Here is a 12,183-nt window from a genome sequence, read left to right on the forward strand (position 1 = left end):
TCCGGTCACAGATCGGGCAGGACCTGGTCGGCGGTTCCCCAGCCAGCCAGCGCACGCACAGCGGCGCGCTCGACCAACTCGTCGGCATCGCGAACGCCCCAGCGATTGGCGCGATCGAGGTCACGAAGCTCGCTCCAGCTGACCGGCGCCGCGACCGGCGCGCCGGAACGGGCGCGGGCGGCATAAGGCATGATCGCGGTGCTGCCGCGCTGGTTGCGCAGCCAGTCGATGAAGATGCGGCCCTTGCGCTTGGCCTTGGACATGGTCGCGACGAACCGCTCGGGCTCGGCCTCGGCCAGTGCCCGGGAGAAGCGGTCGGCGAAATCCTTGACCGCCGGCCATTCCGCGTCGGGCCGCAGCGGCACGATCACATGCACCCCCTTGCCGCCGGTCAGCATCGGAAAGCTGGTCAGGCCCATCTCGGCAAGATGCTCCTTCAGATCCGCCGCCGCCTTCTTGACGAGGTCGAAGCCGAGCCCTTCGTCGGGATCGAGATCGAACACCATGCGGTCGGGCTTTTCGAGCGTGGCGACCGACGATCCCCAGCCATGGAATTCGATCGTGCCCATCTGCACGCAGGTCACCAGCCCGTCGGCATCATCGACATAGAGGTAATCCTCGGTCGATCCGTCCTTCTCGCGGATCGGCACCTGATGGACAGGGTCGCCGAAACTGCCCGCATCATGTTTCTGGAAGAAGCAGCGCTTGCCGCGCCCTTGCGGGCAGCGCACCAGGCTGATCGGGCGGTTGGCGGTCCAGGGCAGCATGAGTCCGGCGACCTGCGCATAATAATCGGCGAGGTCGCCCTTGGTGACATCCGAATCCGGAAAGATCAGCCGGTCGCGGCTGCTGACCGTCACATGGATTTCGGGCGCGGCGGGAATCGTGGCGGGGGTTTCGGCGATCACATCGCCGGCCGCCTTGTCTTCGCGCAGCCCGAGAAAGCTCGAATGGCGTAGCACGCCATCGGGCGTGGTTTCGGCATAGGCGATCTCGGCGACGAGTTTCGGCGTCACCCAATGCGCGCCACGGACGGCGGCGCGGGGCGCCTCGACCGTCGGCGTCTTGCGTTCGATCTTGCGCAGCCTGGCGAGCAGGTCGCTCATCAGGTCGGTGCTGAAGCCGGTCCCGACCTTGCCGGCATAGGCCAGGCCGTTGGGGCCGTTCACCCCCAGCAGCAGCGAGCGGAACCCGCGCGACGTGTCGCTCGGGGTCCAGCCGATGATGACGAATTCCTGGCGGTGCGTGCATTTGGTCTTGAGCCACGCTTTGGTGCGGGCGCCGCGATACGGCGCGTCGGCGCGTTTCGACACCACGCCTTCATAGCCCTCGCGGCACATCGTCTCGAACAATTGCTCGCCGCTGCCGAGGATATGCTCGGAAAATTGCAGCCGCGCATCGGCGCCGTCGATCAGCGGACGCAGCCTTTCCTTGCGCTGCACATTGGGCAGGCCGGTCAGGTCTTCGCCATCGAGTTCGAGCAGGTCGAAGGCGAACAGGGTCATGTCGCCGCCCGCAGCAATGGCGTCCTTCAGGGTGGAGAAATCGGGCTTGCCATGCTTGAAGGCGACGATCTCGCCGTCGATCAGGGCGTTCTCGACCGGGATTTTCGCGGCGGCTTTGGCAATCGCGGCGAACTTGTCGGTCCAGTCGAGGCCAGTGCGGGTGAAGACCTTGGCCTTGCCCTTCGCGATCGAGATGAGCGCGCGATAGCCGTCATATTTGACTTCGTGCAGCCATTGGCTGCCTGTCGGGACGGTGTCGACCAATGTGCAGAGCTGGAGGTCGCGAAATCCCGGAACTCCGCCGTCATTCCCGCGAAGGCGGGAATCCCGCTTCTTCTCGACGGTGGAAAGGGAGCGGGATCCCCGCTTTCGCGGGGATGACGGAGAGGGGAGCTTCTTCACCTTCTTCCCTTCCGCAATCTCGATCATCGTCCGGCCCGTCGACACGCTGGTCAGTTCGGTCTCGACCAGCACATCCGCACCGCCCGCCTCGGCATCGTCGATCTTCCTGAGCAGCCAGTTCTCGCGCTTTTCCTTGCCGCGCGGGCGCAGGCGGATGAGCAGCCATTCGCCCTTCATCCGCTCGCCATCGAGCATGAAATGGAGATGGCCCCCCTTTATATCACCGTCGATGTCCTTCGCGCTCTTGCCCTTTACCGGCGCCCAGGTGCCGCGATCCCATAGCATCACCGTGCCGCCGCCATATTCGCCCGCCGGGATGACGCCCTCGAACGTCGCATAGGACATCGGATGATCCTCGGTGCGGACCGCGAGGCGTTTCTGGTCGGGATCGAGGCTGGGGCCGCGCGTCACCGCCCAGCTTTTCAGCACGCCATCGACCTCGAGACGGAAATCCCAGTGCAGCCGGGTCGCGTCATGTTTCTGGACCATGAAGCTGTTGCCGTTTCCGGGCGCGAGCGTGCCGGCCGGTTCCGCCGTCTTCGCGAAATCGCGCTTGGCGTTGTAGATTGCGAGGGGATCGGTCCTGGCCATCGACCTTCCTGTCATTCTCGCGACAGCGGGAATCCCGCTGGCTTGCCCCGCCCGACGCAGAAGAAGCGGGATTCCCGCTTTCGCGGGAATGACGGGCGAGGATCAGGCACGTTTCTTCGCCGGTGCGCGCCTGGCCGGCGTTTTCTTCGCCGCCGGTGTCGCCGCCGTGCCGCCCGATTTCTCCATCGATTTCTTGAGCGCCGCCATCAGGTCGACGACATTGGAGCCCGAGCGCTTCGGCGCATCACCGCCATCATCCTCGATGATCTTGCGGCCCTTCGATTTGCGCTTGCGCTCGATCAGATCCTTCAGCGCATCGACATAGCGGTCATGGAATTCCTGCGGGTGGAACGCGCCCGATTTCTTGGCGATCAGCGCTTCGGCCAGATCCATCAGGTCGGCGTCGGGTTTGGTGTCGGGGATGTCGCGGAAATAGCCCTGCGCCTTGTTGACCTCATCGGCATAGCGCAACGTCTCCAGCACCATGCCGCGTCCGCATGGCTTCAGGCTGACGACATATTCGCGACCGCGCATGGCAAGCTGGCCCAGCCCGACCTTCTTCGTGCGGCGCAGCGCTTCGCGCAGCACGATGAACGCTTCTTCGGCCAGGTCGTCGGCTGGCACGACGAAATAGGGCTTTTCATAATAGAGCACGTCGATCGCGTCGGCGTCGACGAACTGAGTGAGCTCAAGCGTCTTTTTCGAGTCGAGCTTCACCGCATCGATCTCGTCCTGCTCGAGCAGCACGAAATTGCCCTTTTGATATTCGAAGCCCTTCATGATCTCGTCGGTGTCGACCGGGCCGATACCGGTCACGACCTTTTCATAATGGATCGGCTTGCCGGTCGGCTCATGGATCTGCTTGAAACTGATCTGCGCGCCCGATTTGGTCGCGGCATAGATCTCGACCGGGATCGAGACCAAAGCGAGCCTGATCTGTCCTTGCCAATAGGCGCGTGCGGCCATGCCCGGTTCCTTTGTTGCGGAGCCGATTCAATCCCTCAACGGCAGAGTCGTTCCGTCGTTTCGATCCGTGCGCAGGTTTCGCCCAGGCCAAAGCTTCGCTAAAGGCCGGGCATGACCACCGATCCATTTGTCCTGTTCGAGTCCTGGTTCGCCGAAGCGCGCAAGACCGAGCCGAACGATTCCAACGCGGTGGCGCTCGCCACCGCTGACGGAAACGGGCGTCCGGCGCTGCGCATGGTGCTGCTCAAGGGACATGGTCCGGACGGATTCGTCTTCTACACCAACCAGCAGAGCCGCAAGGCGGACGATCTTGCGGCCAATGCCCAGGCCGCCTTGCTGTTCCACTGGAAATCGCTGCGCCGCCAGATCCGCATCGAGGGCAATGTCGCGCCGGTGACGGATGCGGAAGCGGATGCCTATTTCGCCACGCGCGGGCGCGATTCGCAGCTTGGCGCCTGGGCGTCGGACCAGTCGCGCCCGCTCGACGCGCGCGCGACGTTCGAAGCGCGCTTTGCCGAGATGGAGGCGCGCTTTGCCGGTGGCGATGTGCCGCGGCCGCCGCATTGGTCGGGTTATCGCATCACCCCCTTGCGGATCGAATTCTGGCAGGATCGCGAACACCGCCTGCACGAACGCCGCCTGTTCACCCGCGTGGCTGATGGCTGGAACGAAGGGTTGCTCTACCCATGACCGAGGACCAGCGCCGCGCCATTCCCTTCGCCGTGCGCGCCGCGCTTGCCAGCGTCGGCATGGCCTGTTTCCTGCTGCTGCTGAAGGGGTTCGCCGCCTGGCATACCGGATCGGTGGCGATGCTCGGCTCGCTGGCCGATACCGGGCTCGACCTACTTGCGTCACTGGTCACGCTGTACGGCGTCAAGCTTGCCGCCGAACCCGCCGATCACGATCACCGCTTCGGCCATGGCAAGGCGGAAGCGCTGGCGGCCTTGTTCCAGGTCATGCTGATCACCGCCTCGGCCGCCGCGATCGCGTGGCGCGCGGTGCTGAGCTTTGGCGATACGACGCCGACCCGGGACGCCGATTTCGGTATCGTCGTGTCGGTCGTCGCGATCCTCGCGACGCTCATCCTGCTGATCTATCAGCGCCGCATCATCCGCCGCACCGGGTCGGTCGCGATCATGGCGGACAATATGCATTACCAGTCCGACGTGCTGCTCAACGGATCGGTCATCGTCGCGTTGATCCTCGACCAGTATTTCGGCCTGCACGGCGCCGATCCGCTGATGGGCATCGCGATCGCGCTCTGGCTTGGCTGGGGCGCGTTCCGCGCGTCGAGCAACGCGATCGACCAGTTGATGGACAAGGAATGGCCCGAAGTGGAGCGCGCGCGCTTCATCGAGGTCGCGGCGCGCCAGCCGGGCATCAAGGGCATTCACGATTTTCGCACCCGCCGCTCGGGCAGTCATGACTTTGCGCAATTCCATATGGAGGTCGGGCGCGACCTGACGATGATTGCCGCGCATGACATCGTCGAGGGGGTCGAGCGTGCGCTGCGCGCCGCCTATCCCAAGGTCGAAGTGCTGATCCATCTCGATCCCGAAGGCCATGTCGATACCGACAATCCGCTGGTCGAGGCCGATGTCACGCCGCACTGGTTCGGCAAGCGCCTGTGAGGTCGTCGCGATGAGAATTCCCTTCGCGCAGATCGATGCCTTTGCCGGCCAGGTGTTCCAGGGCAATCCGGCGGCGGTGATGCCGCTGGCGGCGTGGCTCGACGATGCGGTGCTGCAGCGAATCGCCGAAGAAAATAATCTCAGCGAGACCGCCTTCATCGTGCCCGATGCACGTGGCGAGAGCGATTTCGAACTGCGCTGGTTCACGCCGGGGGCGGAGATCGCCCTGTGCGGCCATGCAACGCTCGCCAGCGGCCATTTCGTGCTTGCGTCGGATAGCATGATCGACCGGGTGCGGTTCCGCACCCGTCAGGCGGGCATATTGGAGGTCGCCCGCGATGGCGACGGTTATGCGCTGGCCTTGCCGGCCTGGGCCCCGGTCGCGAAGGACATGGCGGATATCGTTGCCGCGCTGGGCGTGACGCCGGTCGAGACGCTTTGGTACGACAAGGGCTATGCGCTGGTGATCCTCGAAAATGAGGCTGCGGTTCGCGCCGTCGCGCCCGACCTGCGCGCGCTGGCCGCCACCGGGCCGATCGTCGCGATCGTCTCCGCGCCCGGCGTGGCGACCGATATCGTCAGCCGTGTCTTCACCCCCGCCTTTGCGATCGACGAGGATCCGGTGACCGGCTCCGCGCATGCGGTGATGGTGCCCTATTGGGCGCAGCGGCTTGGCCGCGACAGCTTTACCGCCTTTCAGGCGAGCCGGCGCGGCGGCCATCTGACGTGCCGGCTGGATCGCGATCGTGTGATCCTTGGCGGGCGCTGCACGACGGTGATCGAGGGGACGTTCTTTCTCGACTGATCGCCGGGATGGGGGCTGCTCAGCGCCGATCGAACCCTGCCAGGACGTCGCCCAGCGTTTGCATCAGCGCCGGGTTCTTATGGTCGGGCGTATGGCCGAGTCGCACCACGACCACGCCCCGCCCCGGGCCGCTATCGGGGCTGGCGATCACCAGCTGGCCGAGATGTCCGTCGGCCGCGACCGCGCTGGCCGGGCCCTTGCCGGGGAACAATGCGCTATGCCCGCCGGCGCCGCCTGGCCGGTTCAGCCAGGTCTGGCCGCCATATTCGGGATTGGTCGGCGACGGCGCTTTCATGAAGGCGAGCCAGTCGGGCGCGATCACCTGGGTGCCGTCGGCTGCCTTGCCGTCGAGCAGCAACCCGCCGATCCGGCCCCAGTCGGGCAGGCTCATATGCAGGATTGATCCGCCGATCTGCGTTCCAGCACCGTCGAATTCGAGCACTGCGCTATGGATGCCGGCGGGCCCGAAAATCCGTTCGTTGGCGAAAGCGGTATAGGCCCTTGCGCGGACCTGCGGGTCGCGGTTGTCGGTCAGCGTGCGGGTGACGATCTCGGCCAGGATCAACGTCGTCAGCGAGCTGTATTTGAAGGTCGAGCCCGGCTTCGTCTCCAACGGGTGCGCGATCGCCGCGGCGGCCATGGCGTCGGTATGGGCCACGAACAAGGTCTGGTTGGTGTCGGATCGCTCGACCGGATCGCCGACCTCGATATGCGCCAGTCCCGACGACATGTTGAGCAAGTGGCGCAAGGTGATCGCGGCGCGCGGATCGCCCGGCTTGTGCCATTCTGCAATCGGGGCGGGCGCGTCGAGCGCCAGCCGCCCGTCGCTGACCAGTTCGCCGACCAGCATCCCGGTGATGGTCTTCGCCATCGACCAGCTGATGAAGCGGTTGGCGTCGGAATAGCCCGGCGCATAGGCTTTCAGCACCGGGCAGCCATTGGCGGTGATGAGCACGGCGCGCGTTTCCGGATGGGCGCTGAACAATGATTTCACCGGCGCGAGCGAGCGGCCGAGCGTGGCGCCGGGGCATGGGCTGATCGAATAAATCGGTGTGCCGGTATCGCTGTCGGCGCCGGCCAGCAGCAGTGGCACCAGAGCGAGGAGGACGGCCTTGCGCATCATGGGCGTAACGATAGGGTGCAGGCCGATGAAGGCAAGCCGCATCATGCTCTGGACGATCCCCGTGCTGCTGGTCGCGCTGCTCGTCGGTGGCTGGCTCTATGCACGGGCAATGACCCCGCAACTGGAACTCGGCACGGCCTATGCGGCACGCGTCGCGTGCGCGTGCCGTTATATCGGCAATCGCGACCTGAAGAGCTGCCGGGGCGATTTCGAACCGGGCATGGAAGTGATCCAGCTTTCCGACGATCCGGCAACCCGAACGGTGACCGCCTGGGTGCCGCTGGTGGCGCGCCGGTCGGCGCGGTTCGATCCGGTGCTCGGCTGCCAGCCTGAACCGTTCAAAGGGACGCCGCTGAAGCTGCGCTGATCCGCCGTCTCAGGCGATCGCCAGTTCAGCCCGTTCGGTTTCCGCGATCCAGCCGCCGCCCAGGACGCGGTCGCCCGCATAAAGAACCGCCGCCTGACCCGGCGCGACGCCATATTCCGGCGTATCGAACATCACCCGGTCGCGCTCCAGCCACGCCGGCACCAGTTTCGCCATCGACCTGACCTTGGCGGTCATCGGGCCGGTATGATCGCCGCCGATCCAGTTGATCTCGGTCAGGCGCGCGGCGTCGACCGCCAGTGCGGTGCGTGGGCCGACCACGACGCGGCGCGCCTCGGCCTCGAGCCGGACGACATAGAGCGGCTCGGGCGTGCCGCCGATCTCCAGCCCGCGGCGCTGGCCGACGGTGAAATGAATCAGGCCGCGATGTTCGCCGAGTTTGCGCCCCGCCTCATCGACAATGTCGCCGCTGGTGTCGGCTTCGGGGCGCAGTTTCTTGACCAGCGACGCATAATCGCCGTCGGGCACGAAGCAGATATCCTGGCTGTCGGGCTTGGCCGCGACGCCCAGGCCCAGCTCGGCGGCCAGCTCGCGCACCCGCGCCTTGGGCAGGCCGCCCAGCGGAAAGCGCAGATAGTCGAGCTGATCCTGGGTCGTCGCGAACAGGAAATAGCTTTGGTCGCGCGCCGGATCGACCGCGCGGTGCAATTCCGCGCCGGTCGGTCCTTCGATGCGGCGGACATAATGGCCGGTGGCGAGACAATCCGCGCCAAGATCGCGCGCCATCGCGAACAGGTCGGTGAATTTCGGCCCCATATTGCAGCGCACGCACGGGATCGGGGTGCGCCCGGCGAGATATTCATCGGCAAAGCCGTCGATCACATCGGCGCGAAAGCTCGATTCATGGTCATAGACATAATGGGCGATGCCCAGCCGGTCGCACACCGCGCGCGCGTCGCGAATGTCGCGGCCGGCGCAGCAGGACCCGGCGCGGCCGACCGCTTCGCCATGATCATAGAGCTGTAGCGTGATCCCGATCGTCTCCGCGCCGGTGCGTGCGGCGAGCGCGGCGACGACCGAACTGTCGACGCCGCCGGACATGGCGACGACGATGCGCTTGCCCCTGAGGTTTCCCCCGAGCTGGAAATCGCCTTCGGTGATCATGGTGCTGCACATAGGGATCGGGGTGTCCCATTGCAAAACACATGCTTTCCAAAGGATTTTCGAGAGCTTTACCGGACCTTTAGAGGTCGGGGTCTAACAGGGCTGTCCAACGCCGATTCGTTGCAGAGGACGCCTGAGTGGATTTGAGTTTTTCCCGTTTCGAGCACGACGCTTCCGTTGCCATCCTGCCGCCCGACCTGGCGGTGATGATGGTCGGGATCGCCGCGCGCCAGGCGGCGAGCCCCACCGCATTGTTCCACTCGCGCCTGCCGGCAACGACGGTTGCCGCCGCCAATCTGTTCGCGCCGCTGCATGGCGCGTTCAATGCCGCGATGGCCGCCGCGCTCGTGCGATGGAGAGAGATATGAAGACGCTGTTTACCGAGCCGCTTTAGCCGGCGTTCAAGTCCGCAGCGTAATTGCCGTTATTGAGATTGATGAGAGGGGGCCCCCCGCCCCGATCGAGGTTGAGAATGATCGAAAACCAGAAAATACGTCCAGCCAAGGTTATCGGCCCACTCGGTGAGCCGCTGACGCTGGACAGTCTGCCCCCGCCGGAAACGACGCGCTGGGTCGTGCGCCGCAAGGCCGAGGTCGTGGCCGCGGTCAATGGCGGCCTGCTGACCGTCGACGAAGTCTGCGCGCGCTACAATCTGACGGTCGAGGAATTCGCCGGCTGGCAGCGGGCGATCGATCGTTCCGGCATGCCGGGTCTGCGGGTCACGCGAATCCAGCATTATCGCTCGCTGTACGAGCGCCAGCAGAAATATTGAGCGAGTAAAAGTTAAACCGCTACCGGAACAATCCGTCCGGTTACGAGTCTTTCCTCCACGGCCTGTTTAAACGGGCGCAACGGAGGCAAGTCGCATGAATTTCATTCTTTGGCTGATCGTCGGCGGCATCATCGGCTGGTTGGCGAGCATCGTGATGCGCACTGATGGCCAACAGGGCATTATCCTGAACGTCGTTGTCGGTATCATCGGATCATATATCGGTGGCTGGCTGTTCGGGCCCTATATCGGTACCGGCTTTTACGGCCTGATATCGGCATTTCTGGGCGCGGTGATCCTGCTGGCGATCGTTAACCTGATCCGCCGCGGCAGCGTTCGCTGAACGACCGCCACGGTCGGAAAATCACGGGCCGCCCGACACTGTCGGGCGGCCCGTTTCGTTTATTTCAGCAGGAACCGCACGCTGAGCGTCACCGTCACATCGGTTTCGCCCGCCGCGATCTGAGTCGAGGCGTCCTTCGCCATTGCGGCCCGGGCATACATGACCGGCGGGGGTGATCCACCAGGGTTCTCGCCATTTTCCGAGATCGACACGATCCGCGACACGGTCATGCCGGCGGCGCGTGCATAGAGTTCTGCGCGGGCGCGGGCTTTCTTGACGGCGTCGGTGCGGGCTTCGTCGAGCGCGGCGTTGGGGTTGTCGATCGCCAGGTTGGGGCCGTCAATCTGGTTCGCGCCTTCCTTGACCAGTGCATCAAGGATCGCGCCAGACTTGGCAATGTCGCGAAATCGCACCGCCACCGTATTGGTTGCCTGATAGCCGGTCACCACTGGCGCCTGATTCTCGGCATAGCGATATTGCGGGCTCAGGCCGACATTCGACGTGCTCACGTCACGCGCTTCGATGCCGGCGCGCTTCAGCGCCGCGAGAACGCGCGTCATCGCCTGCGCATTGTCGCCGATCGCGGCGCCGGCGGTTGCTGCCTGGGTCACGACCCCGGCGCGAATCGTTGCGACGTCCGGCACGCGGGTCGTTTGGCCCGTTGCGGTCACATCCAATATGGTTCCATCTGGCAGGATCACCGGGGCTGTCTGCGCGCCGGCTGGCGCGAAGGCTAGGGGCAATGCGGCGAGTGCCACTGCGGTCGCGATCAACTTCATTCCTAAACTCCCGTTATCAGACAGACCGGTCGGCCTGCGCGGTGTGCTGTGACGCCCCGCAGGCCAACCTAAGCTGAACGAACAGACGAAAAGATCAGCGCACCCGGCGTGTCATTATTAGCCGGTACAACGCCAGCAATACGATCGCGCCCCCCGTTGCCGCAGCGTAATTCTGCCATCCGCCAACGATTTGCCAGCCCATTGACTGTGCGATGAACCCGGCGAGCAGCGCTCCGGCAATACCGATCAGAATTGTGACGATGAAACCACCCGGGTCTTTGCCGGGCATGATGATCTTGCCAAGGATACCGGCCACCAGGCCAATCAACAGCCAACCAAGAATGGTACGATCCATCGCTTCACTCCCAAGGTTATCGGCCCGCCGCGTCGCGAGTCCGCGGCGGAAGGTTGTCCTCAACCCCAGGCAATGCAACACGTTTCTTCACCGCAACGGTTGCCGCGTCTTGCGGCAGGAGGCAAAAAAGGGCAGGAGCCGCGCCGGTGAAAACGGCCTATTGAGGTCGGTGACTTATTTCGCTAATACAGTCCTGCGAATTGGGCCAGCGAATGGCCGGGACGGGAAAGTGGATCAGATGAACTACGAAGCGGCAACGTTCGACAATGACGGACGTCTGGCACTGCCCGGTGGCGGAGAAGCGCGATCGAATCGCCTGTGGTGGATCGTCGGCGCGGTCGCCGTCGTGCTGCTTGCCGTCGCTGCCTGGTTCATGTTCTTCACCAAGAAGCCCGAGGTCAAGCATGTCGAGCAGCTGCCCAACGTGACCGTCGCCGTGCCGGGCGTCAAGCTGGTCCCGCGCGTCCTGTCGGCGACCGGTTCGCTGGCCGCGCGGCGCGAAATGCCCGTCGGCGTTGCGGGCGAAGGCGGCCTGGTGACGCGCGTGCTGGTCGAGCCCGGACAGTGGGTCGGCGCGGGGCAAGTGCTCGCCACGGTCGACCGCTCGGTCCAGACCCAGACCGCGGCATCGCTCGCGGCGCAGATCAATGTCGCGCGCGCCGATGCGGCGATCGCCCAGTCCGAACTCGACCGCGCGAAGCAGCTGGTCGATCGCGGCTTCATCTCCAAGGCCGATCTGGAACGCAAGACCGCGACCCGCGATGCGGCGCTGGCCCGCGTCCGCGTCAGCCAGGCGGCGCTCGGCGAACAGAGCGCGCGCAATGGCCGGCTCGACATCCGGGCGCCGGCGGCGGGCCTTGTGCTGACGCGCGATGTCGAACCGGGCCAGATCGTCACCGCCGGGTCGGGCACCCTGTTCCGCATGGCCAAGGGCGGCGAGATGGAAATGCGCGCCGCACTCAGCGAAGCCGACCTGACCGGCCTCACGGTCGGCGTGCAGGCCAAGGTGACGCCGGTCGGTGGCGCGCAAAGCTTCACCGGCGAAGTGTGGCAGGTGTCGCCGATCATCGATCCGCAGACCCGCCAGGGTATTGCCCGCATTGCGCTGACCTATAATCCGGCGCTGCGTCCGGGCGGTTTCGCCGCGGCGGAGATCACCAGCGGTTCGGCCACGTCCCCGCAGCTGCCGGAATCGGCGGTGCTGAGTGACGATCGCGGCAATTTCGTCTATGTCATCGGCAAGGGCGACAAGATCGAACGTCGCGAAGTGAAGGTCGGCGCGGTGACCGATTCAGGCGTGGCGATTGCATCGGGACTGTCCGGCACGGAGCGCGTCGTGCTCTCCGCCGGCGCTTTCCTCAATCCGGGGCAGAAGGTGGCGCCGGTCGTCGCCAAGAGCGCCGTCAGGACCGGGGGCTGATCGAT

At 65.1% G+C, this 12,183-nt stretch carries 14 protein-coding genes; 8 read left to right on the plus strand and 6 right to left on the minus strand.

The features are described from left to right. Positions 1 to 5: 5 nt before the first annotated feature. Together ligD and ku are read right to left on the minus strand one after the other, a co-directional pair. A complete protein-coding gene (gene ligD, locus OO12_RS19215) occupies positions 6 to 2,498 on the minus strand; it encodes a DNA ligase D (RefSeq protein ID WP_034160357.1) in 2,493 nt (830 codons plus the stop codon). 102 nt (positions 2,499 to 2,600) lie between these two features. Next, a complete protein-coding gene (ku, locus tag OO12_RS19220; RefSeq protein WP_034160358.1) occupies positions 2,601 to 3,464 on the minus strand; it encodes a non-homologous end joining protein Ku in 864 nt (287 codons plus the stop codon). A gap of 111 nt (positions 3,465 to 3,575) precedes the next feature. Here ku and pdxH point away from each other — a divergent pair, with 111 nt between their 5' ends. From pdxH to OO12_RS19235, 3 genes are read left to right on the plus strand one after another with little or no spacing between them, the layout of a single operon-like run. Further along, positions 3,576 to 4,154, plus strand: a complete 579-nt coding sequence (pdxH, locus tag OO12_RS19225) for a pyridoxamine 5'-phosphate oxidase (RefSeq protein ID WP_034160359.1) — start codon at positions 3,576 to 3,578, stop codon at positions 4,152 to 4,154. Next, positions 4,151 to 5,095 (plus strand): cation diffusion facilitator family transporter, encoded by a 945-nt coding sequence (locus OO12_RS19230; protein WP_034160360.1) that lies wholly within the window; start codon positions 4,151 to 4,153, stop codon positions 5,093 to 5,095. Before pdxH ends, OO12_RS19230 begins: the two co-directional genes overlap by 4 nt. A gap of 10 nt (positions 5,096 to 5,105) precedes the next feature. Then, entirely contained in the window at positions 5,106 to 5,900 is a 795-nt protein-coding gene (locus tag OO12_RS19235) for a PhzF family phenazine biosynthesis protein (protein WP_034160386.1), read from the plus strand. Between the two features lie 19 nt (positions 5,901 to 5,919). Here OO12_RS19235 and OO12_RS19240 read toward each other — a convergent pair whose 3' ends face one another. Beyond that, the gene (locus OO12_RS19240; RefSeq protein WP_034160387.1) at positions 5,920 to 7,023 is read right to left on the minus strand and encodes a serine hydrolase domain-containing protein; all 1,104 of its coding nucleotides are present in this window, start codon (positions 7,021 to 7,023) and stop codon (positions 5,920 to 5,922) included. 25 nt (positions 7,024 to 7,048) lie between these two features. On the opposite strand from OO12_RS19240, the gene OO12_RS19245 reads away from it, so the two are divergent. Beyond that, on the plus strand, positions 7,049 to 7,390 hold the full coding sequence (locus OO12_RS19245; RefSeq protein ID WP_034160361.1) for a hypothetical protein: 342 nt from the start codon (positions 7,049 to 7,051) through the stop codon (positions 7,388 to 7,390). Between the two features lie 9 nt (positions 7,391 to 7,399). Here OO12_RS19245 and mnmA read toward each other — a convergent pair whose 3' ends face one another. Beyond that, positions 7,400 to 8,509 (minus strand): tRNA 2-thiouridine(34) synthase MnmA, encoded by a 1,110-nt coding sequence (mnmA, locus tag OO12_RS19250; RefSeq protein WP_034160388.1) that lies wholly within the window; start codon positions 8,507 to 8,509, stop codon positions 7,400 to 7,402. Between the two features lie 140 nt (positions 8,510 to 8,649). On the opposite strand from mnmA, the gene OO12_RS19255 reads away from it, so the two are divergent. The 3 genes from OO12_RS19255 (at position 8,650) to OO12_RS19265 (ending at position 9,624) form a co-directional block, all read left to right on the plus strand. Beyond that, on the plus strand, positions 8,650 to 8,880 hold the full coding sequence (locus tag OO12_RS19255) for a hypothetical protein (protein ID WP_034160362.1): 231 nt from the start codon (positions 8,650 to 8,652) through the stop codon (positions 8,878 to 8,880). A 104-nt stretch (positions 8,881 to 8,984) separates the two neighbouring features. Further along, complete coding sequence (gene sciP / locus OO12_RS19260) at positions 8,985 to 9,284, plus strand: CtrA inhibitor SciP (protein ID WP_034160363.1); 300 nt, start codon at positions 8,985 to 8,987, stop codon at positions 9,282 to 9,284. A 94-nt stretch (positions 9,285 to 9,378) separates the two neighbouring features. Further along, entirely contained in the window at positions 9,379 to 9,624 is a 246-nt protein-coding gene (locus tag OO12_RS19265) for a GlsB/YeaQ/YmgE family stress response membrane protein (RefSeq protein ID WP_034160364.1), read from the plus strand. A gap of 59 nt (positions 9,625 to 9,683) precedes the next feature. Here OO12_RS19265 and OO12_RS19270 read toward each other — a convergent pair whose 3' ends face one another. Both OO12_RS19270 and OO12_RS19275 read right to left on the minus strand, forming a co-directional pair. Beyond that, complete coding sequence (locus OO12_RS19270) at positions 9,684 to 10,403, minus strand: SIMPL domain-containing protein (RefSeq protein ID WP_034160365.1); 720 nt, start codon at positions 10,401 to 10,403, stop codon at positions 9,684 to 9,686. A 94-nt stretch (positions 10,404 to 10,497) separates the two neighbouring features. Then, the gene (locus OO12_RS19275; protein ID WP_034160366.1) at positions 10,498 to 10,758 is read right to left on the minus strand and encodes a GlsB/YeaQ/YmgE family stress response membrane protein; all 261 of its coding nucleotides are present in this window, start codon (positions 10,756 to 10,758) and stop codon (positions 10,498 to 10,500) included. 238 nt (positions 10,759 to 10,996) lie between these two features. Here OO12_RS19275 and OO12_RS19280 point away from each other — a divergent pair, with 238 nt between their 5' ends. Next, positions 10,997 to 12,178 carry an efflux RND transporter periplasmic adaptor subunit gene (locus OO12_RS19280; RefSeq protein ID WP_034160367.1) on the plus strand — a complete coding sequence of 394 codons (1,182 nt, stop codon included), beginning with the start codon at positions 10,997 to 10,999 and terminating at the stop codon, positions 12,176 to 12,178. The last annotated feature ends 5 nt before the right edge of the window (positions 12,179 to 12,183 follow it).

The organism is Sphingomonas sp. ERG5 (assembly GCF_000803065.1).
GTDB lineage: Bacteria > Pseudomonadota > Alphaproteobacteria > Sphingomonadales > Sphingomonadaceae > Sphingomonas.